Below are 25,214 nucleotides of genomic sequence, written 5' to 3'. Positions count from 1 at the left end.
TTTAAAAACTGATTCGTACACTGGCATTGGGCGTAATACCTAATGATAAGCGTTCAATAGTTTCAATAGTATTATCATCTTGTAGTCTGTAATAGGTGTTTAGGGTATTTTGTCTATTCGTGAAATTTAATACCGATACGCCAAAAATAGCATTCATTTTATCGCCCATTTTTAAGGTGTAATTTGCTGATGCATCTGCCCTAAAATATTCGCGTAGTCTGCTGCTATTAGGTTCTTCGTAATTTATTTCAGTAGGAAAAACAGTAACATTTATGGGGTCATTTTCATCTGGTCGGGTAAATGGTTTTCCAGATTTGTAATTCAAACCAATTCCTAATTTTAAATCACCAACGGTGTAATTTCCTGCAAGGGTGATAGCATGCCTAACATCTAAATTGTTCGGAAAAGTAGCTGGATTTAAGACATCAAATGTGTAGTCGTTTTTATTGAAGGTGTAGCTAAGCCATGCACTATAGTTATTATTCTTCGTATTGATTAAGAATTCGGCTCCCTTAACGGCATACGAGCCAATTTCACCATCAAATTGATTCTGATTTTGAAAACCTTGTGTGTATACATTGATACCGTTTACTTCTTTGTAAAAAGTATCTATGCCCACATATAATTTATTGGTGTCATAATTGAAGCCAAAAGATCCCTGTTTGCTTTTTGTAATGGGTAGGGCATCGCCGTCAGAAAGTATCCATCTTCTTTTTTCAATGCCTAGAAAGTTTTGTTCCAAATCGATAATCTGATTGGTAACCTGACTTTTAAATTCGCCTAATACTTCGGTTTTAAAATTTGGTAGCAGCTCATAGCTTACATTAATGCGAGGTTCAAAGATGTATTCTTGAAACGTATCCAAGTTTTCAATATAGTTCAATCTTCCACCAATAAACCCAGTTAATTTTTCATCTTCTGAGCTATAGGTGATTTCACTGAATAATCCGTGTTTACGTATAACACCTTTTATATTACTGGCAAATGGTGGCTGATTAACGTTGGTAGTATTTTCAATTCCTGTTTCGGTAAATTCATAACCATTCATCCAATTTAAATGCTCTCCAAATTTGTAATAGGTGGTGAGTTTTATATTCGATTCTTTTACTAGATTATTCTGTTCTAACTGCTGTGCTTCATTATTGGAGATGGATAGGGCATCTAGGTCATACTGTGTATAATAGACACTTAGTTGAGATGTGAGGTCATCTGTCCATTCGCTTTGTAATTCACCGCCAATAGAAAAATTATCCTGATTCAGATTACTTCGGTTTGGAGCAAGAGTATCATTAGCCGTTTCGAAATAATTAAGGTTATTGCTCATGTTAATTAAACTGACGCTTGCTTTCTGATACGGGTTGATTTCATAAATAAACTTAGCGGTGAAATCATAGAAGTAGAATTCACTCTCACTATTTACTTCGGTATCTTGAAATGCCTTTTCTGAAAATGTAGTGTAGGTTGGTGTGTTTAAGAAATCGGTATATGATCGGCGAGCAGATACTTGTAGCGCCATGTTATCTTGAATAGGAATTTCACCAAAAACATCACCCGAAATTAAATTGAATCCAGCTCCTCCACTGAAATTTAAAGGTAATTCGTCGTTGGTACGCATGCTCAAAGTTCCGCTAATACCATCACTATACATGGCAGATGTACCATTTTTGATGATGGTTACTTTTTCTGTTACATACGGATTGAAAGCTGATATTAATCCGAAAAAGTGTCCCGTTTGGTACATTTTAATTCCGTCCCAAAGAATTAGATTTTGATCATTTGTTCCGCCTCGTATGTTGATGTCAGATACGGTTTCGTCAACACTTTTAATTCCCGGTAAAGCTTGTACAGTTTGCAGAATATCGGGTTCACTAACTCCCGGTAGAATTCCGAATGCTGAGGGATTCAATTCGATACTTGCATTATTAAGTTTTTTAAGTCCCGTCGTTAAAAATTGTGTAACAACGACTTCTTCTAATTCTTGATAGCTGATTGCCATCGCAATTGCTTTACATTCTGTAGTCTTTGCAAGCTCTTTAGCTTCAATAAAAATGGGTTTATAACCGAGGTGTTTTATATGCACCAACGAATTAATAGGTACGTTTTTAAAGCTAAAAGAACCATTGTCATCTGTAATGCCAGATAAGTTAGTTTCATAGATTTCAACCGTTGCCCCCGGTATATTATTTTCTTCAAAATTGTCGAAAACATAGCCACAGATAGAAATCGTGGTAGTTTTGGTTAAGGTGTAGTAACGGTCGTTTAATTTGTTGATGGTTATTCCTGTTGCTTCCCTTAATTCGGTGAGAATGTCGTCAAGAGCATTGGATGTTGGTTTTGTGATGTAGACAGTATCAACATCGGTATCGGCATAAGAGAATTTTATCTCAAATTTAGATTCTAGTTCAGATAAGAAATCGCGTAATGCGACACTGTCTTTAGTTGTGTCTTGGGCATAACTAACCCCACTGAAAATCAGTAATAAAATTACGGTGATAAAAGTATTAAGGTGCTTCTTCAGCATAGAACAGCACTTTATTCCCATCTAAGTTAAACTTAATTTGTAAAGGAACGCTAATGCTCTTTAAGGCAAGTTCTAAGTTTTCATTGCTAAATGACCCTGTAAAAAGTTGAGCAGTATCAATATCTTTAGCACTGACTTCAATATTAAATTGTCGTTGTAACTCATCTAAAACATAGTGTAGCGGAATACTTTTAAAAGAACTTTCTTTAGACAACCAAGTTGGTTCACCATTGATAGTTGCTTTAGACATGGTGCTTTTGCCGTTAATTGCCAATAGTGAATTCCCTGCAGGTAACTTGGTTTCTTCACCGTTGATAGTGACACTTACCAAACCTTCAAAACAGGTGACTTCAAAATAGTCTTCCCTTGTTTCTACATTAAACTGAGTTCCTAAAACGGTAACCAATCCTTCAGCCGTTTCTACGGTGAATTTTTTTCCTTTAGCTACTTTAAAATAAGCTTCTCCTTTAAGATCTACATTTCTATTAGCATCCCATTTTTTCTCACTGAAAGCTAATTCAGATTCCGCATTCAAAATAACTTCTGATGTATCTGGTAGTGTTATTAATTTGTTCTCGGCGTATTCCGTTGTATAAGATTCGTTCAAGGTATTTAAATAAAAGAACGACGCGGTAAGTAATACAGCCACTACAGCGGCAACACGAAGAAATTTCTTGAATGGAGATAATATAAATACCTTGGTTTCTTCTACGGACTTCGTTTCTTCAATAGATGCCCATGCTTTATCCATATCAAATTCAGGAGATTCTAGCTGTGCCGCCGACGCCTTAATTTTCTGATATGTATCATAAGCTTCCGACTTTTTGAACTCCACCAGTTCGGCTTCGTTCAATTCATCATTAAGCCATTTTGCTAAGTAATTGTCTTGCATATTTTTAGCTTTGTATTAGTATAACAACTGAGTATTAGATTACCCTACTTTATTTTTTAAGTATTAAGTATTAAGTTGGTCGGTAATGAGCACTAAGTACTAAGTAAAAAGTATTAAGTAGTTGTGTTGTTTGATTGAAATGTAAAAAGTTTTTTCACTAACTCACTAACTCACTAACTCACTAACTCACTAACTCACTAACTCACTAACTCACTAACCTATATTCCATCAATTTGCTCCCTCAAACTTTTCAGTGCCAAATGCATCCTTTTTTCGATTGCTTTGACGCTTACGCCTTCCATTTCTGCTATCTCCGCATATTTCTTTCCATCAATCCTATTTAATAAAAAAGTAGTGCGTTGATTTTCTGGCAGACTATTCAATGCGTTATCCAATTTTTCTTTGAACTGATTTTCCTCCATAATAAACTCCGGAGATTCATTGGTAGTCTTTAAAGTAGCATCGGCATATTTTAACCGAACCTTTTCTGCCTTAATAACATTAAGGTACAGATTATTGGCAACGGTATATAAATATGATTTTGCTTTTTCGGGTGCAACCTTAGCGCAATTCTCCCATAGCTTTACAAATGCCTCTTGTACGGCATCGTTTGCTTTCTCTTCATTACCAAATTTGTAATAAATATAATTGAAGATGGATTTAGAAGTTTCGTTAAAAACCCTTTTGTAAACCTGTTCTTCGCACACATTTAATTGTTGGTCCGCTTTCAATAGATTGCTTTTTACCAAAGATATTTGAAAAAAAATTAAAATGGAGGTAGGGTATTTTTAAGTTCGGTTGTTTTAGAAGCATAATAACAAACAATACCAAGTCATTATGAAAAAATATTTCAAATATGCAATGTACGTTAGCCTACTAACAATTGCATTAAGCTTTACTGCTTGTCAAGATGAGATCGAAGAAATTAATAATGGGGAAGAACCAACTGCAATTACAGCAAATTCTTCTACAGCAGATTTAATAAAGCGTACCAGTTCTAACGATGGTTCTTGCGATAATATCGTAGATGGCACTAGTTGTTTTCAAATCAATTTTCCGTATACCGTTGAAGTTAATGGCGTAACAATCACTATCGATTCTGAAGAAGATATTGAGCAAATAGAAGAAATTTTTGATAGTATAGATGATGATGAAAATCTTCTAGATATCATTTTTCCTATAACCATTACCGCGGGTGACTTCTCTGAAATCACTATCAATGGGTTAGATGAATTACGTTTATTAGCTACAGATTGTAAAGAAGGCGGCGAAGATGATGATATTGAATGTATAGATTTTGTGTACCCTATGACGATGTTCACCTTTAATGTCAGCTTAGAACAAACCAGTACTATTGAAGTTGCAAGTGATCGCGAGTTGCGTTTGTTCTTCAAAGATTTAGGGGGCGATAACTTAATAAGTTTTGATTTTCCGGTGACTTTAAAATTGTCTGACGAAACTACTATACTAGTAGACAGTAATGAAGAATTAGCCATTGCTATTGAAAATGCAAAAGATGATTGTGATGAAGATGACGATGATGATTACAATGATGATGATTTCAACGAAGATGAATTCAATAATGACTTAGTGGAGTGTGTATGGTTCGTAACAGAATTTAAAAGAGACAATGTTGACCAGACTCCGCAATACGTAAACTACATCTTAAACTTTAAAGAAGATGGTACAGTAAGTACTGGGTTTAACGGTGCAACTGTAGTTGAAGGTACTTGGAGTACAATAGTTGGCGATGATGGTGCAAAACTTACCATGGAATTTGAAAACTCCACTGATTTCAATCTGGAATGGAATGTCTACGATTTAGGAGAGGATAAAATCAAGTTATATAGTGGCGATAGTAACCGAGTAGTTATGAAGCAATTTTGTGATGAAGATTTAGAAGAAGTAACTGCTGACAGCATTACAGAAACATTGAGCGATTGCTCATGGATCATTAAAAGATTGAAAAATAACGGTAATCAAATTAATGGATTATTAGGTGCTGAACTTGAATTTCAAGCAGAAGGTGTTCTAACCCTTACTAATGATGCTGAGGTTTCTGAGGGCACTTGGGTGGTGACGACCAAGCAGCAAGGTAGATGGTTGGTAGCTATGACAATGAGCGACGAGCCAACGGTAAGTTTTGATTGGTTGTTGACAGATCTTAAAGACGGAATCGTAAAATTCAATGTAGAAGAGGAATTCTATGAATTAGTAATCGTTAAAAATTGTATCGGAGATAACGATGAAGAAGAAGATATCACCTTCATTAAAAGCATATTCAATAATACGGAATGGGATGTCGCTTACTTCGCAGAAAATGATGATGAGTCTACTGAGCTTTTTGTTAACGACAAATTTTACCTAGCAAATGACGGAAGCCTAGAGATAAGAAACCCTAATGGTGTTGTTTTATCTAATGGCACGTGGTTTGTATATAGAAATACATTTAGCGGTAAGTTAGAAATGATTATTTCTTTCGAATCAGGTAGTAATTATGAACCATTAGCTAACGATTATCAGATTTTAGAGATAGATGAAATGAGAATTGAGCTTAAACATGAAAATGATACTGGTTTATATGACCATTTAGTTTTAGAAAGAGAATAAAAGTAAAACATCCAAAAATATGCCGTCAACAGTAAAGAGTTGGGCCTCGTTGGCGGTATTGATGGAGGTTTTAGTTCAGGAGTATATGAAAATGTTATTCCTTTTTTGCCCCACAAGTAACTTTAGAGCATCCATTTTTTTAATGGGTGCTCTTTTGTTTTGTTATTTTATGGTACTTGCTACTGATTTTACGCTGATATTATTAAATTTGTAACCCCTTAAAAAAGAAAAGAATGTTCGATAATTTAAGCGATAAGCTAGATAAGGCTTTACATGTACTAAAAGGACATGGTCAGATTACAGAAATTAATGTTGCAGAGACTACCAAAGAAGTACGCCGAGCCTTATTGGATGCGGATGTTAACTTTAAAATAGCCAAAGAATTTACCAATAGGGTAAAAGAAAAGGCATTGGGGCAAGATGTATTGACCACGTTACAACCTGGTCAGTTAATGGTCAAGATTGTAAAAGATGAATTAACTCAATTAATGGGTGGTGAGTCTGAAGGTATTAATCTGTCTGGCAATCCGTCTATTATTTTAATGTCCGGTTTGCAGGGTTCTGGTAAGACTACCTTTTCTGGTAAGCTTGCAAATTTCCTGAAAACTAAAAAATCTAAAAAGCCATTGTTGGTTGCTTGTGATGTATATCGTCCGGCAGCAATAGATCAGTTAAATGTAGTTGGTGAACAAATTGGTGTTCCTGTATATTCTGATAGAGAAAATACAGATCCGGTTTCTATCGCCAAGGCTGGTGTTGCAAAAGCAAAGGCAGAAGGTTTTAATGTAGTTATTATTGATACCGCTGGTCGTTTAGCTGTAGATGAGAAAATGATGGCAGAGATATCTGACATTCATAAAGCGATTCAGCCGCAAGAGACTTTGTTCGTAGTAGATTCTATGACGGGTCAAGATGCTGTGAATACAGCAAAAGCCTTCAACGATATCTTGAATTTTGATGGCGTTATCTTAACCAAATTAGATGGTGATACCCGTGGTGGTGCCGCTATATCTATTAAATCGGTTGTAGATAAGCCAATTAAATTCATTGGTACTGGTGAGAAGATGGAAGCTATCGATATCTTCTATCCATCACGTATGGCAGATCGTATTTTGGGCATGGGTGATGTTATTTCACTTGTAGAAAGAGCTCAAGAACAGTTTGATGAAGATGAAGCTAGAAAGATTCAAAAGAAAATTGCCAAAAATAAATTCGGATTCGATGATTTCCTGAGTCAAATTCAGCAAATTAAGAAGATGGGTAATATGAAAGACCTTATGGGGATGATTCCTGGTGCAGGAAAAGCCTTAAAAGGTTTGGATATTGATGATGATGCCTTCAAGCATATTGAAGCTATTATTTATTCAATGACTCCAGAAGAACGTTCTACGCCTTCTAAATTAAATGCAAGTAGAAAAAAACGTATTGCAAAAGGTGCAGGTAGAGAAGTTCAAGAAATCAATCAGCTTTTAAAGCAATTTGATCAAATGAGCAAGATGATGAAAATGATGCAAGGCGGCGGCGGTAAGAAGATGATGCAGATGATGGGTGCCATGAAAGGAATGAAATAACAACCAAACAACACAACTTAAAAAGAAACGGATATGGAATTATTGGATGGTAAAAAAGTATCCAACGAAATAAAAGAAGAGATCAAGGCAGAGGTTGCCAAGATGAGAGAACGTGGTGAAAAAGTACCACACTTAGCAGCAATTATTGTTGGTAGTGATGGTGCTAGTTTAACCTATGTAGGTAGTAAAGTGCGTTCTTGTGAGCGTATCGGTTTTGAATCTACTTTAATTCAAATGCCGAGTACCACTTCTGAACAAGAATTATTGAACAAGATTAAAGAATTGAACGTTGATGATAATATCGACGGCTTTATTGTTCAATTGCCTTTACCAGAGCAAATAGATACTCAAAAGGTAATTATGGCCGTAGATCCAGATAAAGATGTGGACGGATTTCACCCTACCAACTTCGGTAAAATGGCGTTGGATATGAGTACGTTCATACCTGCTACTCCGTTCGGTATTCTTGAGTTGTTAGAACGTTATAAGGTAGATACTAAAGGTAAACATACCGTAGTTATTGGTCGTAGCCATATTGTGGGTAGACCAATGAGTATTTTAATGGGTAGAAAAGGATGGCCAGGTAACTCGACCGTAACACTTACCCATAGCCACACTAAAAATATTACGCAGATTATTTCGCAGGCAGATATTGTTATCTCTGCATTAGGGGTGCCAAAATTCTTGAAAGCAGAAATGGTAAAAGATGATGCTGTAGTAATTGATGTAGGTATTACTAGAGTACCAGACGAAACTAAAGAAAAAGGATATTATATTACAGGTGATGTTGATTTTGAAAATGTAAGTAAAAAAGCATCGTTTATTACTCCTGTTCCTGGTGGTGTTGGTCCTATGACGATTGCAATGTTGTTAAAAAATACATTGTTAGCTCGTGAGAGACATAGAAGTAGAAACTAATTTTTCTGTAAAATTATATAATGAGCCTTGCAATACTATTGTAAGGCTTTTTTTATGCCGGTAATTTCTTGATGGTTACTCCGGTTTCTGTAGTGTCATTCGGTGTTAAGATATCGATGTCATTGCTGTCGTCATAATCGCAACTTGCTAGTATTGTTATCGAAACTCCGATGAATAAGGTATATAGTAATTTTTTCATAGCATAGGTTTTTGGGTGCAATACTAAAATGGCATGTATTTAAAACGTTGAATTTATAGTCTTGGTATTTGATGTGATTATAGAATACTGTACCTTTTGTGAAACATTTATCCTTATGAGAAAAATTCTTTTGGTTCTAGTGGTCGTAGCTTTTGTAATGGGGTGCTCAGAACCTCCTAAATTAGAGCATAAGTTTACAATTGATGTCAGTTATTCAGCTGAGGTAGATTCTTTGGCAAAAGATGGTAGGTTACTACTAATGCTTTCTTCCGATGATAGCGATGAACCAAGGTTTCAAATTAATGACGGACTTAACACGCAACTCATTTTCGGAATGAATGTGGAGAATTGGGCTAAAGATTCTGTGCTTACGTTCGATGAAACTGTATTCGGTTATCCGTACGAAAGCTTAAAAGATGTACCACCAGGGGAATATAATGTGCAGGCACTTTTGAACGTGTATGAAACTTTTAACCTTTCTACCGGTCATACAGTTAAGTTACCGATGGATAATGGTGAGGGACAGCAATGGCAAAAATCACCAGGTAATTTATATAGCAAACCATTCAAAATTAGAGTTGCCAGTAACGGCTTTGAAAATGTGTCGGTTGATTTGGATCAAGTGATTGCGCCAATTGCAGAGCCAGAAGACACCAAGTGGTTAAAACATGTTAAGGTGAAGTCTGAAAAGCTTTCTGAGTTTTGGGGAAGAGATATTTTCTTAGGAGCTCATGTGTTGCTCCCAAAGGGATTTGAAGAACATCCGGAAGCTAAGTACCCGCTAATGGTATTTCACGGACATTTTCCTTCCGATTTTGGCGGATTCAGAACTACGCCTCCAGATCCTAAAATGAAGCCAGAATATTCTGAACGATTTAGTTTAGAAGGTTATAATGTTATAGAACAGCAAGAAGCCTACGATTTTTATAAGCGATGGAACGAACCAGATTTCCCTCGTTTTATCATTATAGAGATTCAGCATCCTACACCATATTATGATGATTCTTATGCGGTAAACTCCGCGAATCAAGGTCCGTATGGCGATGCGATTACCTATGAGCTAATCCCTGAAATAGAAAAGCAGTTCAGAGGAATGGGCGAGGGGTGGTCTCGTTTTCTTTATGGTGGATCAACCGGTGGTTGGGAAGCTTTGGCGGTACAGGTAAAATACCCAGATGAGTACAATGGTTGCTTTGCGGCATGCCCAGATCCTATAGATTTTAGAGCATATACCTTAACGAATATCTACGAAGATGAAAATGCTTATTTCTATAAGAGTGCACATAAAACTTTAGAAGTGCCATCGCATCGTAATTACCTAGGTCAAATTCAATCTACCTTAAGACAAGGAAATCATTTGGAATTGGTATTAGGCGATAAATCGAGATCCGGACAACAATGGGATATTTGGGAGGCAACCTATTCGCCGCAAGGTGATGATGGTTACCCTGAGCGAATTTGGGATAAAAAGACCGGCGATATCGATCCTAAGGTAGCTGAATACTGGAAAGAGAATTTCGACTTAAGACATATTCTTGAACGCGATTGGGATAAATTGGGTGATAACCTAAAAGGGAAAATTCATATCTATTGTGGCGATATGGACAACTACTATCTAAACAATGCAGTGTATTTAATGGAAGATTTCTTGGAGAGTACTACCGAACCTTATTATGAAGGAGAGGTATTGTATGGCGATCGAGATGAACATTGTTGGAACGGAGACCCAGACCAACCTAATGCGATTACTCGTTTAAGATACAACAGCATGTACGTACCAAAGATTATGGAGCGTATAGAGAAAAGTGCACCTAAAGGGGCAGATTTGACAAGTTGGAGGTATAAGTAATTCTAATTGTTAAGTCAAAAATAAGGATGTCACTTCGAGTGAATTTTGAGGTACGAAAAATTAGTATCGAGAAGCGTTTAAGTATATAATGATGCTTGTCGATATTTAAAATATGTATAATAATTATAGTGAAGATTTAATGAAATACAGAAGATTCGGACGTACAGATTGGCAAGTAAGTGAAGTAGGATACGGAATGTGGGGAATGGCTGGTTGGACGGCTAGTGACGATGCTCAATCTGCAAAATCTTTGGACTTGGCAGTTGAAAACGGAGTCAATTTCTTTGATACCGCTTGGGGTTATGGAGAAGGTCATAGTGAGGAGTTGCTTGGTGAGTTGGTAAAAAGACATCCTTCGAAAAAGTTATATACAGCAAGTAAAATTCCGCCAAAAAACTTTCAATGGCCAGCAAAACCAGAATATGCTTTTGAAGACTCTTATCCGACAGCGCATATTATGGAATACACCCATAAGACGCTAAAGAATTTAGGTCTGGAGCAAATAGACCTTATGCAATTTCATACATGGGATGATGTTTGGAGCGACAGAGAAGAATGGCAACGCGCTATTGAAGATCTAAAGACTTCAGGTAAAGTTGCAGCAATGGGTATTAGTATGAACCGCTGGGAGCCAGAAAATGGAATAATAACTTTAAAAACAGGATTATTAGATGCCGTACAAGTCATTTATAACATATTTGACCAAGCACCAATAGATACGCTTTTTCCGCTTTGTAAAGCGCTCGATATTGCTACAATAGCGCGTGTGCCTTTTGATGAAGGTACATTGACCGGAACTATGACCAAGGAAACTACGTTCCCCGAAGGCGATTGGCGAGGTACTTATTTTGTACCTGAAAATTTAATTTCTTCGGTAGAACATGCCGATGCTTTACGCCCTTTAATACCTGAAGGTATGACCATGGCAGAAATGGCATTGCGTTTTATACTAATGAACGATAATGTAGGTACTACCATACCGGGTATGCGTAAGCAACGTAATGTTTTGGCTAACACTGCCACTAGTGATGGTAAATTATTATCTAATGAACTGTATGAAGAATTAAAAAAGCACCGTTGGGATAGAGTACCGACTTCTTGGTCGCAGTAGGATTTTAGCTAGATTTAATAAATTGATCTTATTCGCTTGTTGTGCGTCATTTGATAAAACCGAAATGTTAAAGATATTTAAGCGAAATATAAAACCTGAATATGAGGAAAGACTTACCAAAGCTTTCCCGAAAAAACTTCATTCGGATTTAAACGAAGTTTTAAAAATCATTCCATTTGACAATAACAAAGTAAAACTCTTTGGCGGAACAATTCACCAAGTTGACAATCTAATTCACGAAAGTGAGTTGGATTTAATACTTGACAATGAAACTTTGACAATTCCATACAGACTTTACTTTGATGAACCAAATCCAGAATTGGAAAAGACTCTGACGGACAAACAAAAAGACATCTTAAATTGTATTTATTTGAGGCATCATAACGGGTATTTAAGACAAAAAAGACTGAATTTATTATCTCCAAATTCTGAAAAATGGACAATTCCATTCGTTGTTCAATTAATTGGAGAATACGTTTATGAATTACTACCGATTATTGAAAAAAAAGTAAACGAAAACACATTAGACTTTTACGCTAAATTTAGAGATGAAAACCCAAAATACTGGCTACAGACAGAAAGTAGAATGATAAGTTATTGGAATGAATACTACAGATATAAATTTCCTAAACTGAAAGAATACTTAGGATTCGAAATTGTGAGCCGAATAAAAAAACGAACGCACAACAATATATAAAAAAACATAGGGCATTTGTCCTAAACCGAAAGGTCTGTGTTTTTTTATGAAGTCCGCTAAATATAAAATTTGGCGTTTATAGGAGAAAAGATAAAAACAAAATATTTAAATTTAACTAAATAATAAATCGAAACCATAGTGCTTATCAACTGCCCTCGTTTCTTATGTCTTACCTTGTAATAAATTTAAAAAGCATTTTGAATTGACGAGTTTTATGACCAAAAACAAGAAAGTAAATTTTATTTCATGGCTTATTGTTGGAGTTTTTGTGTTTTTTGGACTTGTGGTTGCTGGTATTTTTATTTGGTTAGCTTTAGTAATGCCAACTCCTCCCAAAAATACAAATTACAGATTATTCTCAATGGATAAAACTCAATGTATTTCTGTCATTACAGATGGCAAAACTAGATATTTTATAAATGGAGAACATAAAACCGTGCCTAAATCGGGATATGTAAAAGTGAATATTAGCGAAATAGAGAAAATCGGTTACGATATAGGAGATGAAATTGGAATATGTTGGAAAAAAGGAATATATGAATGGGAGATGGTCAATAATCGTTCTGTAATAATTGAAAATAAATTGGACACGTTAAAATATAAATTTAATACTAGTTGGGAGGAGGACGAAAGAGGAATTCCAAATTCAAAAAAATATCACGAATCAAGTTGCGGGACATTTGGAGCTTACTGGATGAAAATTTATGACGGGAATAATATAATTCTAGAAAATTGATTACAGAAAAAAACTGTTATATAAAAACCTATAGATAATTCGGGATTAGGTTCAAATCCCAGGGTATATGCTTATTACTTCGCAAACAACTGCCCCATATCTTTAAAAGCTTTAAACTCTAAAGCATTGCCGGCTGGGTCATAGAAAAACATAGTAGCTTGTTCACCAACTTTACCTTCAAAACGAACATAGGGTTCAATAGCGAATTTGACACCTTTTGATTTTAAATCTTCAGAGAAACTTTGAAAAGTATCCCAAGGTAAGACTACTCCATAATGTGGTACTGGTACATCATGACCATCTACGGGATTATGATGAACGGTTTCAGTCTCCGACTTAGGTTTGTAATGTATCACCATTTGATGTCCGAATAAATTGAAATCTACCCAGTGGTCACTACTACGACCTTCTTCACAGTTTAAAATATCTCTGTAAAAAGTTCTGCATTCCGCTAAGTTGTGAACGGGAATGGCAATATGGAAAGGTGTTACATTTTGCATATGCTATAAATTTAAGTTTTATTCCTGATTTAAAAATTCCACTATTTTATCATTCACGCCATCTTGGTGCATAGAATGCCCTAAGCCTTCTGTGGTTACCAATTCACTTCCCTTCCAATATTTATGTACATCAACCGAGGCATGGTAGGGCGCTATCATATCAAACTTGTCGTGAAAGAGCAATCCTTTTTTCGTGTTGCTCTGAACAAACTTAGAACTTGAAAATTCGGCTACCGTAAATTGAAATTTGTTGTACACTAAGTTTTTTAGTGCTTTTAAAACCTTGCCATTGAAACCTAGCAAGTTTTTATAGTGCGTAAGAATTTCATGAAACTCTGATGGCGAACCTATGGTAACTATTTTTTCAATGGTTTCGTTAGGGTGTAGCGATTCATTGTATAACACAGACATACCGCCCATTGAATGCCCTATAACAACAGTTGGTCGGTATTTGGTTAATACCTTCTGTACGGTTTCTGCATAAAGCGGTACATGTAGCATATGACCTGAGGAATACCCGTGTGCAGGCGCATCAAAAGCAATAATATTGAAATCTGCCTGCTGTAATGTTTTTATAAGTTTATGCCAACGCCAGGTATTACTTTCCCAACCGTGAACAAGTAAAACAGTTGCTTTGTTCCCAGGCCAATTGTATACTTGAATTTCATTTTTATCTAATGATAACACCTCTAGTTTGGCTTGGTCTAAAAATGCTTTTTGATTTGGTAGAACGCGACCTTTTCTAACTTTTGTAAATACTAAAAAAGCCTTGTAAGCGGCTTTCTTTGGAGAAAACCATACAAGGATATTAAAGTAGAATCCGATTAATTTAGGTATAAGCTTTTGAAGGAATACTGGCACTTGATAAAATTTTGAAATGTGTAAAAGTTATCCGAAGGATATCAAATTATAGGGTTTTAAGAATATCAATCCCATCCGACCATCATGTATTTTACTTTTGCAGTATCAGGTATTTGTACCTCTTCAATAGTGCTGTTGGCATTATATCGCAGGCTTTCAGGTAATTCTTTTTTATCGATGGTGAAATATAGATCACTATCCTTCAGTAAAACCACCACATTATTAATTGCGCTTATGATTTTTTTAATTGGGTAGTTTTCTCGTATTTCTTTGAATGTACTTATTTTAGAAATGCCCTTATCTGTTACGAACCGTTCATCATTAACCATTACATTTTGTATGGTAGCAATGCTATCGTTATTTGGTGTTAGGGTCAATAGTAAGGCGCCTCCTTTTTCAAAAATCTTTATTTTGCTTGCGCCATTACCGAAATTTAGCTTCACGGTATCTTGAACTACCGAGTCTTTTTCGAAAATTAATTCAATATCACGTGCTAAGCTTTGCTTTGATAATCTACCAACTTGATCACCAGATATTTGAAAATCTGTATTCTTCTCATCTGAGCAATTTATAAATAAACCACAGCAGAAAATTAATAAAAGGGTATATCTAAATTTCATATGCTATCTCATCACTTTTTTTAATACTCCAAGTACACCTCTAATAAAGGTAGCACTCGTCAATACTTTAATAATTGGGTTTTGCCTTGTGCTAGCTCTGCTAGATGTCTTTTTTGCAGCTGGTTTGTCTTTTTCTTTTTTTGCTAATTTTTCAGCTATTTCAATCTTCTCATTTAGCATTTCATAAGCACTTTCTCGATCGATAACCTCTCCATATTTTTTAACTAGTGAAGATCTGTCATTTACTTCTTTTAATTCTTTATCGGTCAAGACATCCATACGGCTCATTGGTGCACGCAGTAATGTAGCTGCAAGCGGCGTAGGTCTACCTTTTTCATCTAATGCAGATATCAAAGCTTCACCAATACCCAATGAGGTAAGTACTTCTTTGGTATCGTAAAACTCAGATTCTGGGTAGTTTTCTGCCGTCAATTTAATTGCTTTTCTATCTCTAGCGGTAAATGCCCTTAATGCATGTTGCACTTTTAACCCTAATTGCGACAATACATCATTTGGTACATCTGTTGGGTTTTGGGTTACAAAATACAAACCAATACCTTTTGAACGTATCAGTTTAACAATACTTTCTATTTGATCTAATAATGCTTTTGAAGCTTCCTTAAAAATAAGGTGGGCTTCGTCTATAAAAAGAATCAATTCTGGTTTATCACTATCGCCCTGTTCTGGGAAGGTGTCATATATTTCTGCCAATAAACTCAACATAAATGTAGAGAATAACTTAGGTCTGTCTTGAATATCTGTTAGGCGTAAAATGTTGATATAGCCTCTGCCTTGTTCATCGATACGGGTAAGGTCATTTACATCGAAAGACTTTTCGCCGAAAAATAATTCGGCACCTTGTTGCTCTAACTCAATAATTTTTCTAAGAATGGTACCGGTAGAACTTGTAGAAATGCGACCGTATTCTTTTGCAAATTCTGCCTTGCCGGCTCCTGTTGCATATTGCAATACTTTTTTGAAATCTTTTAAATCTAGCAATGGCATTTTTTGGTCATCGCAGTATTTGAATACTACGGCAACAATACCCGATTGCGTTTCAGAGAGGTCAAGTATACGTGATAATAATACTGGTCCGAATTCAGAAACGGTGGCTCTCAACTTTACACCATCTTGTTCAGATAACGAAAGTATTTCTACAGGAAAACTACTTGCTTCAAAAGGGAAACCAATTTTGGCGTGGCGTTCATCAATTTTAGCGTGACCAGGACTAGGTTGTGCCAATCCGCTTAAATCTCCTTTTAAATCCATCAACATTACAGGAATACCTTTTTCAGATAAATTCTCTGCAAGCACTTGCAATGTTTTTGTTTTACCAGTACCCGTAGCACCTGCAATAAGCCCGTGCCTGTTTAAAGTTTTTAACGGAATTTTTACGAATGCATTAGTAACAGCTTCACCATTAAGCATAGCTGCGCCCATATTAATGTAATCGCCTTTCGTAGCATATCCCTTTTCTATATGCTCAAAAAAATCTTCGGTACCGGCCATTTTATATATTTTCGATAAAAATAGGGGATTTTTAACCAAACCTAAAGACATGTGTAGCCTTAAATATCACGACTTTTTAACATTTGACGTACGAACAGTACGCGCCTGAGTACAGAATTTACCGATGCCTACTTCTAATAGAATTTGTCAACTAAAACGTATCTTTGCCGAATGAAAAATGAGGAGGTACTTGAGAAAGTGAATAAAGGGGCGTATTTACCCTTAATGGAAGAGTTTTATACCATACAGGGTGAAGGCTTTCATAAAGGAACTGCAGCTTACTTTATTCGTGTTGGCGGGTGTGATGTTGGTTGCCATTGGTGTGATGTAAAAGAGAGCTGGAATGCAGAAACGCATCCGCCTACTGCCATTGAGCAAATTGTTGATAATGCCGCTAAGTATTCTGATACTATTGTTATTACAGGCGGTGAACCATTAATGTGGGATATGAACCCAATTACAAAAGCATTAAAGGATAAAGGTCTAAAAACACATATTGAAACTTCTGGTGCCTATACGCTTTCTGGCGATTGGGATTGGATATGTCTTTCACCAAAGAAAAATAAATTACCTGAAGGTCGTATCTACGACGAAGCTCATGAGCTTAAGGTGATTGTTTATAACAAGCACGATTTAATTTTTGCTGAAGAGCAAGCTGCGAAAACCAACGCCAATTGCATTTTATACTTGCAACCAGAATGGAGTGTAAGTGATAAGGTTGTGCCTATGATTGTTGACTATGTAATGAAAAATCCGAAATGGAAAGTATCATTGCAAACGCACAAGTATTTGAATATTCCTTAAGATATATGATACTTATCTAACGTCCTCCGTTAGCTTGAATATCTAATAAACATTCGGCATCTAAAGGCACCGTGTTCGTACTTTTGGCAGTATGCTGCTGTTGTAACAAGCTTAAAACGGTTTTGCCAGATAATCTACAGCCAGATTTTACACCGTCTTCATATTGGGCAAGAGTATTTGATTGTAAAGATTTACGTGTTGAACCACCAAATTGTAATTCTGCACGCATTAGGCAGACAGGTTGGTTGCAATGATTGTCACTCACTAGCTGACCATCTTCATTTTCAGATTCAGATTCATGGTCATTGACCATATCAGAACCTAAATTGACCAAACCGAATAGGTGTCCGAATTCATGATTTAAAGTGGTGGTTTCTACATCTGCTTCGCTAATAGAAGAACTTAAACTAGCTAAATCTCTTACGGTAGCTTCATGTATAACCATAGAAGTGTTGCGGTAAACAGCACCTAAGGTTACAAGACCGCCCTCTAAATCATCACCTTCTGCTGGCGCATCTGCAAAGTAAATATAGATAGCCAATGTGCTACCTGTATTAAAGGCTGTTCTGTTCCTAGTTTCTAAATCTGCAATTTCTTGTAGTGTAAGTTCATCTTCTGACGGACTAGATAATTCGTTATACACTAACTCGATATCTTCTTTGAACGTATGTTCTTTTAGATACGCTGTAAAATCTGTCATAGCATCTTCGGTCGGTTTAAAACCGGTAACGTATGCTATTTCAATTAGAAGTTTATCGTAGGTATCGTTAGAAAGAATGTCTTTGGCAGAATCTCCTGTTGCCAGTAAATTAGCAGCCTTGTCAACTTTTGCTTCTGAACTATCATTATCAGAAGAATTTTTGGAGCAAGAAACAGCAAATGCCAGAATACTAATTAGTAATAAACTTTTGAGCTTATTCATAAAATCGTTTTGTACAAATAGCATAACGAAAAAAAAGAGTCGCTATTACTTCATATGTGTCAATCTTGCTAAATAGTCGTAATGTTCCCCTTCCATTACAAGCTCACATGTTAAATTACTATAATTTGCTGCTCTTTGTAAGGTGTTGTAGTCTACATATAACCAGGGGAAAGATGCACTCTTTTCCTTTTTATATTCCATTTCAAAGCTTACTTCACCATAATAATTAACGTTATCAGGTATCCAGTATCCACCATCTTCGTCATCTTCGAACATGTAAATAATATCGCTGGAATCTAACAGAATTTGTCCGCCCTCTTTTAAAAGCGATTTTAATTTGGAGAAAAACGGTTCCAATCCGGCAAGTGTTCCTGCCAAGCCAACGCCGTTCATTAAAATTAGAATGGTATCGAATTGCTCACCTTCGTATTTTAGAAGTTCGGAGTGTGCAGTGTTTTTGAGTCCGCGTAATTTACTGACTTCAATTGCGCCTTTAGAAGCATCTAGAGCAGTGACAGAAATACCTTTTTCTTGTAAATACAGACCATGGCTACCTGCACCACAGCCAACATCAAGCACGTTGCCTTTACATAATTGTAAACCTTTTTGCTCTAGCTCGGGCATATCTTTAAAACCCCTGAACATATAGGGTAGGGGTAAAACATCATCTTCGAGTAGCGATGAATATGTGGTAATATCTTCAGAATAGTTTCCGTTCTGATAATCTAAAAGTGCCGTACCTAAAATGTCCTTGTTCAAAATTCTTGTATTTCTAGTTACAAAAGTCTCGCTTTTTGGTGCTACTTCGCTAGTTTTGAAGAATTAATTTTGCACATGGAAGAGGTTTTACGAGAATTGCCGCAAAAGGCAAAAGAAAAACATAACGAGAATAAAAAGTTCTTTGTCAAGCTACGAAAGAAGCCGCCAAAGAATCTGGACTATATCATGCAAGAACTTCATGAGGCAGAATTTGAACGTACCGATTGCCTTACCTGCGCCAATTGTTGTAAAACTACCGGACCGCTTTTTACCAATGCAGATGTGGAGCGTATTGCAAAGTCGTTTCGAATGAAGCCACAAAAATTCATTGAAACCTATTTACGGGTAGATGAAGAAAATGATTTTGTGCTTCAAGAAACACCATGTACTTTTTTAGGAGCGGATAACTACTGTTCTATCTATGATGTACGCCCAAAGGCATGTCGCGAGTTTCCGCATACAGACAGAAAGAAGTTTCAGCAAATAAGTAACCTTACCCTTAAAAATGTAGCTATTTGCCCAGCTGCTTATAATATAGTGGAAGAGATGAAGAAGTTGATTAAGTAAGAAGTTGATTGGAGTAGGCTTGTATTTAAAGAAAATTAATTTGAATTGGTGAAACGAATATCTTTAATGATGATGTTTTATTATACTTCATTATAAAATGACAAAATATCCTAAAGTATTGGACGAAACAAAAGTTGGAGAATATTCTCCAATTGCATCAGCTGGAGGTGGATACGTATGGGATGAGGTTTTGGAATATCGAGTATGGTCTCATCCTGAATTAGGGGCTGAGGATAAGGAACATGGAGACGATTATTATTATGTATTCACTACTTGTGAAGAAGCTCTTGAATTTTCTGAAAATAATATAGGAACTGAAGAACCCTTGGCTCTCATTTTACAGAGAGAATATATTGATGAACCTGAAACTGGGGAGTGTGTACATATAAAAGAAGAAAGACTTACTGAATGGCATATTATATACTTAGGTAGACCAAAAAGATCAGAAGGAGCAATTCTCGATTTTTTGTCACCTGATGCCCCTGCTAATAGACTAGATGTAATTAGAGGTTTGGTCTAAAATTAAAATTAAAACTAAAATGAGTAAAATTGACGAGAAATTTTATGATAGAGCTGATGAACATATAAATCTATCAAATAGTCAGGTGAAAGGCAATGTTAATGTGGGTGAAGTAAGTGCTTCAATGATGTTTGGTCTGTCTAGATTTAACGCATTTATGAGTGCAATTGGATGCAAAAACGCCATAGAGCTGGAAAATGCTAAAGAAAAAAATATTAAATATTTTACTATTCAATATGAAAAAATGTTGAGAGAAAACGTGCAAGATTATATCGATAATTTTGAAAAATATATGAAATAAACTAAGTCCTACACAGTTATAAAGTATAGATAATAAGTGCAAAACCTAGAGCCTTTTTGTATGCCACGATTTTATACGCTTGGTCAATGCCAGTTAATAGAAAAACAAAAGTAATTTATATTGCAAGTCGAAATAAATAATCCAAGAGTAAAATGTTACAAATGTATGCGGCCATCGAGTACCTGTATTTGTAAACACATTAGTACTGTCGAGACCAAAACACGTTTCATTATTCTCATGCACCCAAAAGAGTATAAAAAAGAAAAAAATGGAACTGGGTGCATGACGAATCTTCAGCTTGAAAATTCAGAAATTATAGTTGGTGTTGATTTTAGTAATAATGAGCGTGTAAATGAAATATTAAAGAATGAAGAAATTGATTCATTCTTACTCTACCCTGGTAAAGACAGTTTTAACCTATCTCAGAGAAATGGTTCAGAAATGGAGGCTTTTCTGGGTAAAAATCCTCACCTCTTCATTCTCGATGGTACATGGCCTTGTGCCCGTAAAATGCTCAAGCTAAGTACGAACTTGCAAAAATTGAATAGAGTAAGTTTTGATAATAGTATAGCATCTAAATTCATTATTAAGCAACAGCCCGAAGCGCTTTGTCTTAGTACTATCGAGTCAGTTTATACAGTCTTAAATTTATTGAAGAAAGGTGGAGTAGAACAATGCGATACGTCGGACTTCCTAGTCCCGTTCGAAAAAATGATCGAACATCAACTCGACTATATTCTAAATCCGGATAATAAAAACTATAACTCAACTGCGCACAGAGAGATTGGTCCGAAGACGATGTATAAGAATAACAAGGAAAGAAACGTTGTTTTTGAGTTGTAATAGATAGTACTGTTTAATTTATAAGATAACATCTAGAATGGTGAAAACGCTTAAAGGTGTTCTATAAAGGTATTTGTATATATCATGATTTGGTTTTCTTCTTACAATATGTAGCAAGAGAAAAAGTTAATAAATATATAGTTCTTCAGTATAGATTTAAAAGAGGTAATTCCATTGCCTTATAATATTTATCATACTGAATCGAAACTATTATATACTTTGAATTCATTAAATATAAGTTATGATAAACCTAACCATTAATTTAAATGCTAAGTTACAGCCAATGCATCGCCATGATTTAGAAGATGTATTGCAAGAAACTCTTGAAAAACTTGATTTTAAGGCTGAAGCTGTAGGTGGAGGCACCTCACAACAGCCTAATGGAGAAATCGCATGTTGTGATATTGAATTAAGTATTTCAGATGATTCTGATGAAAATGTTAATCAGATTATTGGCGTTATGGAGGCGATGTTAGCGCCTGTTGGTTCAAAACTTATTATTTATCCGGAAGATGAAAATTCAGAAGCTAAAACAATTCCTTTTGGAAAACATGAAGGTTTAGGTTTATATCTAAGTAATGAATTGGAAGATGATGTTTATAAAAACGGTGATGTAAATTATATTTATCAGGAGATTGAACGTCTGCTTGGAGATTTTAAAACTGGGCAAATTGCTAGTTATTGGGAAGGTGAAGAAACTTCTTTATACTTATATGGCGAAAGTTTTGACGAAATGCATAATCGAATCAAACCATTGCTTACTGAGTATCCATTGTGTGAAAAATGTCGGGTAGTTAAAATTGCATAGGAGACAAGGGACATTTAAAATATTAACTTCTAATAATGAGTGGGTTGAGAAATACTTGGCAAGAAGTATAATTGATACGGGTTTTGTCTAGTTCTAACAGGTGATTTGTTTCAAAATGAAAATTTTAACTTGGAATTGTAATGGTGCTTTAAGAAGGAAATTTGAGCATTTACTTGATTATGATGCAGATATCATTGTGGTTCAAGAATGTGAGAATCCTGCGGAGACTACTCATAAAGCGTATAATCTATTTGCAGAAAATTACCTTTGGTCAGGTGACAGTAAGAATAAAGGAATAGGAGTTTTTGCTAAAAACCATATTAAATTAGAGCGACTTAATTGGTCTAACCATTTTCAAGACCATCCAGTAAAACATTTTTTACCATGTTCTATTAATGGAGAATTTGAATTATTGGCTGTATGGAATCACAGCAATAAATCTCCCACTTTCGGTTTCATAGGTCAACTTTGGAAATATCTACAAATCAATAAATCGAACCTGAATAAATGTTTGATTATCGGCGATTTTAATAGCAATAAGATTTGGGATAAATGGGATAGATGGTGGAACCACTCGAATGTTGTTGAAGAACTAAAAGAAATCGGAGTAGAAAGTTTATATCATAAAGCATTTAAAGAAGAGCAGGGTGAAGAGACTCAACCCACTTTTTATCTTCAGAGAAATTTAGAAAAATCGTATCACATAGATTATATTTTCGGAAGTCAAGAATTTGTAAAGAACGTCAAAACAATCGAAATCGGACCAGTATCTTATTGGCTGAAAATCAGTGATCATCTACCCATAATCTGTGAGTTTTAGCAAATATTCAAGGCTTGTGTTTTTAAAACGAGATTCTTTAAAATTATAGCTAACGGTTATAAAATCAACAAAAGTTTATTATATTGGGTGATTAGTTGCGAATTTATTATAATTCATATTCTTTATTGATGATACAATAATTAGGTTTTAGAATATTTTTTCGCGACTCATAACTTAAACGACTACCTCATTTAATGGAACAACTTATAGCCTATTTCGAATCAATCCCTGCAGCTCACAGATCACTTATTTTAGTTGGTGGAATTACATTTTTTTGGATACTAGAAGGTATTGTGCCGCTATTTAATGGAAGCTATAATAAATGGAAGCATTCGCTGCCTAACTTCTTTTTTACACTTACTACGATAGTTATAAATTTTCCGCTGGCATTTTTATTATTAAAAACGTCTGATTGGGCGGTTGCCAATGATTTCGGAATCATTAATTGGTTACCAGAAATGCCTTTATGGGCGTATGTGTTTTTGGGTGTGGCGCTGTTAGATTTAATTGGGGCTTACACTGCTCATTTAGTTGAGCACAAAGTAAAACCATTGTGGATGGTACATTTGGTGCATCATACGGATCATAATGTAGATACGACTACTGCGAACAGACATCATCCGTTAGAAAGTATCATTCGCTATATATTTACTTTAGTAGGTGTTTTTGTGGTTGGTGCACCGGTAGGTATTATCATGCTGTACCAAAGTCTTTCTGTAGTATTATCTCAATTTAACCATGCCAATATTAAACTACCAAAGGGTGTAGATAAGGCTTTAAGTTATGTGCTCATTTCGCCAGATATGCATAAAGTACATCACCATTACGTGTTGCCATATACAGATAGTAATTACGGTAATATATTCTCATGGTGGGATCGTTTATTCGGTACCTATATGCATTTAGATAGAGAGAAAATTATCTACGGTGTAGACACCTTCCCCGATGAGGTTGCAAACGGACAAATTAGTTCGTTGTTGAAATATCCTTTTGTAGGGTATAGAAAACCAACGACTGATATCGCTGGTGAACAACCTTTAGTAAAGTAGATACTTCGCTCTAATCTTTTTAAACTTTTCTATATCTGCTTGCCAAGTCGTTTTTATTTCGGCATTGGTGGCTCCAGCTTCAATTTGCTTTTGCAGTCTGTCATTACCTGCATGTTTGGTGAATCCGCTAGTTAGAAAGAATTTACTCTTGTCGACCGAATTGGTATAGGCATCTATAATGTAATCCATCGTTACCTCATTCATACGCTCCGTTTTTGATAGGTCTTTTCCGTAGCACAATTTTCCTTCTTCTTTTGGGTATTTTGAACCAAAATTGGGTTCAGGTGTATATGTGAAATCATATACTTTCGAATCTAAAAATGAAGCTCCGTAACGTTGAAATTGAAACTCCGTTCCGCGACCGGCATTGATGTTGGTACCTTCGAACATTCCCAAGCTTGGGTATAGCGTAATCGAAGTGTCATTCGGTAAATTCGGCGAAGGTCGAATTGGTAGACTGTAAAACATATCATGCGTCCAGTTTTCTAAAGGGATCACAGTCAAATCTGCTTTTTTATCACCTTCTAACCATAGTTCATCATTGATCATATTGGCATATTCGCCAATGGTCATTCCGTATACTAACGGAATTTCAGTCATCCCAAGAAAAGAAGTGTGTGTGGCTTCCATTGTAGGTCCGTCTACATAATGTCCGTTCGGGTTTGGTCTGTCTAAAACTATTACAGGAATTCCTTTTTCGGCACAAGCTTCCATCACCAATTGCATGGTTGAGATATAGGTGTAAAAACGAACGCCCACATCTTGAATATCGAATAACACCAAATCTAAACCCTCTAGTTGTTCCTGACTTGGTTTTCTGTTTTTACCGTGAAGCGATATTAAGTCTAATCCTGTTTTTACGTCTGTACTATTTTTCACATGCTCACCTGCATCAAAATTGCCTCTGAAACCATGTTCTGGAGCAAAAACGTGCTTAATGTTTACATCCAAAGAAAGTAGGCTATCTACCAAATGTGTATGTCCGCCAGACTTGAAAATAACACTGGTTTGGTTGGCGACAACGGCTATTTTCTTTCCTTTTAAAAGTGGTAGATATGCTTCCGTTCGGTTAGCGGCAACTATTATTTCTTTTACTTCTTGTTCTATTTTTGGTTCATCGGTTGTTGATGAGGTAATGGCTTGCTCTTTGGTTTCGTTTCCGCAGGTAGCCAATACCAAAAACCATAATAAAACTGTACTTTTGAAATTGGATAAAAATAACATCAT

At 35.7% G+C, this 25,214-nt stretch carries 26 protein-coding genes; 15 read left to right on the top strand and 11 right to left on the bottom strand.

Features of this window, described 5'->3' with window-relative positions; genetic code table 11:
* Position 1: 1 nt before the first annotated feature.
* The 3 genes from QSV08_RS12030 to QSV08_RS12020 form a co-directional block, all read right to left on the bottom strand.
* Positions 2-2,521, bottom strand: a complete 2,520-nt coding sequence (locus QSV08_RS12030; RefSeq protein WP_324023601.1) for a TonB-dependent receptor — start codon at positions 2,519-2,521, stop codon at positions 2-4.
* Positions 2,502-3,413 (bottom strand): FecR family protein, encoded by a 912-nt coding sequence (locus QSV08_RS12025; protein WP_324023600.1) that lies wholly within the window; start codon positions 3,411-3,413, stop codon positions 2,502-2,504. The genes QSV08_RS12030 and QSV08_RS12025 overlap by 20 nt, the downstream gene beginning before the upstream one ends.
* Before the next feature lie 218 nt (positions 3,414-3,631).
* The gene (locus QSV08_RS12020; RefSeq protein ID WP_324023599.1) at positions 3,632-4,144 is read right to left on the bottom strand and encodes an RNA polymerase sigma factor; all 513 of its coding nucleotides are present in this window, start codon (positions 4,142-4,144) and stop codon (positions 3,632-3,634) included.
* Positions 4,145-4,250: 106 nt separating this feature from the next.
* On the opposite strand from QSV08_RS12020, the gene QSV08_RS12015 reads away from it, so the two are divergent.
* The 3 genes from QSV08_RS12015 to QSV08_RS12005 all read left to right on the top strand — a co-directional run bounded on the left by QSV08_RS12015 (position 4,251) and on the right by QSV08_RS12005 (position 8,512).
* Positions 4,251-6,023 (top strand): hypothetical protein, encoded by a 1,773-nt coding sequence (locus tag QSV08_RS12015; RefSeq protein ID WP_324023598.1) that lies wholly within the window; start codon positions 4,251-4,253, stop codon positions 6,021-6,023.
* A gap of 233 nt (positions 6,024-6,256) precedes the next feature.
* Positions 6,257-7,594: a signal recognition particle protein gene (gene ffh, locus QSV08_RS12010; protein ID WP_324023597.1), complete on the top strand. Its 1,338-nt coding sequence runs from the start codon at positions 6,257-6,259 to the stop codon at positions 7,592-7,594.
* Between the two features lie 33 nt (positions 7,595-7,627).
* Entirely contained in the window at positions 7,628-8,512 is an 885-nt protein-coding gene (locus QSV08_RS12005; RefSeq protein ID WP_324023596.1) for a bifunctional 5,10-methylenetetrahydrofolate dehydrogenase/5,10-methenyltetrahydrofolate cyclohydrolase, read from the top strand.
* Between the two features lie 52 nt (positions 8,513-8,564).
* Here QSV08_RS12005 and QSV08_RS12000 read toward each other — a convergent pair whose 3' ends face one another.
* Positions 8,565-8,711 (bottom strand): hypothetical protein, encoded by a 147-nt coding sequence (locus tag QSV08_RS12000; RefSeq protein WP_324023595.1) that lies wholly within the window; start codon positions 8,709-8,711, stop codon positions 8,565-8,567.
* 115 nt (positions 8,712-8,826) lie between these two features.
* On the opposite strand from QSV08_RS12000, the gene QSV08_RS11995 reads away from it, so the two are divergent.
* The 4 genes from QSV08_RS11995 (at position 8,827) to QSV08_RS11980 (ending at position 13,104) form a co-directional block, all read left to right on the top strand.
* Complete coding sequence (locus QSV08_RS11995; RefSeq protein WP_324023594.1) at positions 8,827-10,560, top strand: alpha/beta hydrolase-fold protein; 1,734 nt, start codon at positions 8,827-8,829, stop codon at positions 10,558-10,560.
* Between the two features lie 112 nt (positions 10,561-10,672).
* The gene (locus QSV08_RS11990) at positions 10,673-11,671 is read left to right on the top strand and encodes an aldo/keto reductase (protein WP_324023593.1); all 999 of its coding nucleotides are present in this window, start codon (positions 10,673-10,675) and stop codon (positions 11,669-11,671) included.
* A 64-nt stretch (positions 11,672-11,735) separates the two neighbouring features.
* On the top strand, positions 11,736-12,368 hold the full coding sequence (locus QSV08_RS11985; RefSeq protein WP_324023592.1) for a hypothetical protein: 633 nt from the start codon (positions 11,736-11,738) through the stop codon (positions 12,366-12,368).
* A 214-nt stretch (positions 12,369-12,582) separates the two neighbouring features.
* A complete protein-coding gene (locus QSV08_RS11980) occupies positions 12,583-13,104 on the top strand; it encodes a hypothetical protein (protein ID WP_324023591.1) in 522 nt (173 codons plus the stop codon).
* A 74-nt stretch (positions 13,105-13,178) separates the two neighbouring features.
* Here the strand turns inward: QSV08_RS11980 and QSV08_RS11975 are convergent, their stop codons facing one another.
* From QSV08_RS11975 to QSV08_RS11960, 4 genes are all read right to left on the bottom strand, one after another.
* Positions 13,179-13,604: a VOC family protein gene (locus QSV08_RS11975; protein ID WP_324023590.1), complete on the bottom strand. Its 426-nt coding sequence runs from the start codon at positions 13,602-13,604 to the stop codon at positions 13,179-13,181.
* An 18-nt stretch (positions 13,605-13,622) separates the two neighbouring features.
* Complete coding sequence (locus tag QSV08_RS11970) at positions 13,623-14,465, bottom strand: alpha/beta fold hydrolase (RefSeq protein ID WP_324023589.1); 843 nt, start codon at positions 14,463-14,465, stop codon at positions 13,623-13,625.
* A 65-nt stretch (positions 14,466-14,530) separates the two neighbouring features.
* Positions 14,531-15,085 carry a hypothetical protein gene (locus tag QSV08_RS11965; protein WP_324023588.1) on the bottom strand — a complete coding sequence of 185 codons (555 nt, stop codon included), beginning with the start codon at positions 15,083-15,085 and terminating at the stop codon, positions 14,531-14,533.
* Between the two features lie 3 nt (positions 15,086-15,088).
* Positions 15,089-16,594, bottom strand: coding sequence for a helicase HerA-like domain-containing protein (locus QSV08_RS11960; RefSeq protein WP_324023587.1), 1,506 nt, complete (start codon positions 16,592-16,594; stop codon positions 15,089-15,091).
* 171 nt (positions 16,595-16,765) lie between these two features.
* Here QSV08_RS11960 and QSV08_RS11955 point away from each other — a divergent pair, with 171 nt between their 5' ends.
* Positions 16,766-17,398 carry a 7-carboxy-7-deazaguanine synthase QueE gene (locus tag QSV08_RS11955; RefSeq protein ID WP_324023586.1) on the top strand — a complete coding sequence of 211 codons (633 nt, stop codon included), beginning with the start codon at positions 16,766-16,768 and terminating at the stop codon, positions 17,396-17,398.
* A 16-nt stretch (positions 17,399-17,414) separates the two neighbouring features.
* Here QSV08_RS11955 and QSV08_RS11950 read toward each other — a convergent pair whose 3' ends face one another.
* Together QSV08_RS11950 and QSV08_RS11945 are read right to left on the bottom strand one after the other, a co-directional pair.
* A complete protein-coding gene (locus QSV08_RS11950) occupies positions 17,415-18,320 on the bottom strand; it encodes a hypothetical protein (protein WP_324023585.1) in 906 nt (301 codons plus the stop codon).
* 45 nt (positions 18,321-18,365) lie between these two features.
* Positions 18,366-19,079, bottom strand: coding sequence for a class I SAM-dependent methyltransferase (locus QSV08_RS11945; RefSeq protein WP_324023584.1), 714 nt, complete (start codon positions 19,077-19,079; stop codon positions 18,366-18,368).
* A 75-nt stretch (positions 19,080-19,154) separates the two neighbouring features.
* On the opposite strand from QSV08_RS11945, the gene QSV08_RS11940 reads away from it, so the two are divergent.
* From QSV08_RS11940 to QSV08_RS11910, 7 genes are all read left to right on the top strand, one after another.
* Positions 19,155-19,646, top strand: coding sequence for a YkgJ family cysteine cluster protein (locus QSV08_RS11940; protein ID WP_324023583.1), 492 nt, complete (start codon positions 19,155-19,157; stop codon positions 19,644-19,646).
* Between the two features lie 97 nt (positions 19,647-19,743).
* Positions 19,744-20,166, top strand: a complete 423-nt coding sequence (locus QSV08_RS11935) for a hypothetical protein (protein WP_324023582.1) — start codon at positions 19,744-19,746, stop codon at positions 20,164-20,166.
* Positions 20,167-20,185: 19 nt separating this feature from the next.
* Positions 20,186-20,467, top strand: a complete 282-nt coding sequence (locus QSV08_RS11930) for a DUF3144 domain-containing protein (RefSeq protein WP_324023581.1) — start codon at positions 20,186-20,188, stop codon at positions 20,465-20,467.
* Between the two features lie 120 nt (positions 20,468-20,587).
* Complete coding sequence (locus tag QSV08_RS11925; protein ID WP_324023580.1) at positions 20,588-21,310, top strand: tRNA-uridine aminocarboxypropyltransferase; 723 nt, start codon at positions 20,588-20,590, stop codon at positions 21,308-21,310.
* A 241-nt stretch (positions 21,311-21,551) separates the two neighbouring features.
* On the top strand, positions 21,552-22,118 hold the full coding sequence (locus QSV08_RS11920) for a hypothetical protein (protein WP_324023579.1): 567 nt from the start codon (positions 21,552-21,554) through the stop codon (positions 22,116-22,118).
* 115 nt (positions 22,119-22,233) lie between these two features.
* Positions 22,234-22,938, top strand: a complete 705-nt coding sequence (locus QSV08_RS11915; RefSeq protein WP_324023578.1) for an endonuclease/exonuclease/phosphatase family protein — start codon at positions 22,234-22,236, stop codon at positions 22,936-22,938.
* 194 nt (positions 22,939-23,132) lie between these two features.
* Positions 23,133-23,987, top strand: coding sequence for a sterol desaturase family protein (locus QSV08_RS11910; RefSeq protein WP_324023577.1), 855 nt, complete (start codon positions 23,133-23,135; stop codon positions 23,985-23,987).
* On the opposite strand, the gene QSV08_RS11905 is transcribed toward QSV08_RS11910, so the two are convergent.
* The gene (locus QSV08_RS11905; protein WP_324028370.1) at positions 23,976-25,211 is read right to left on the bottom strand and encodes a DUF1343 domain-containing protein; all 1,236 of its coding nucleotides are present in this window, start codon (positions 25,209-25,211) and stop codon (positions 23,976-23,978) included. The two genes, QSV08_RS11910 and QSV08_RS11905, sit on opposite strands and share 12 nt — an antisense overlap.
* Positions 25,212-25,214: the final 3 nt, after the last annotated feature.

The sequence above is a fragment of the Maribacter sp. BPC-D8 genome (assembly GCF_035207705.1).
In the GTDB taxonomy this organism is placed as follows: Bacteria; Bacteroidota; Bacteroidia; order Flavobacteriales; family Flavobacteriaceae; genus Maribacter.
Note: the sequence above shows the minus strand (reverse complement) of the source record. Positions and strands in the feature narration are given on the sequence as shown.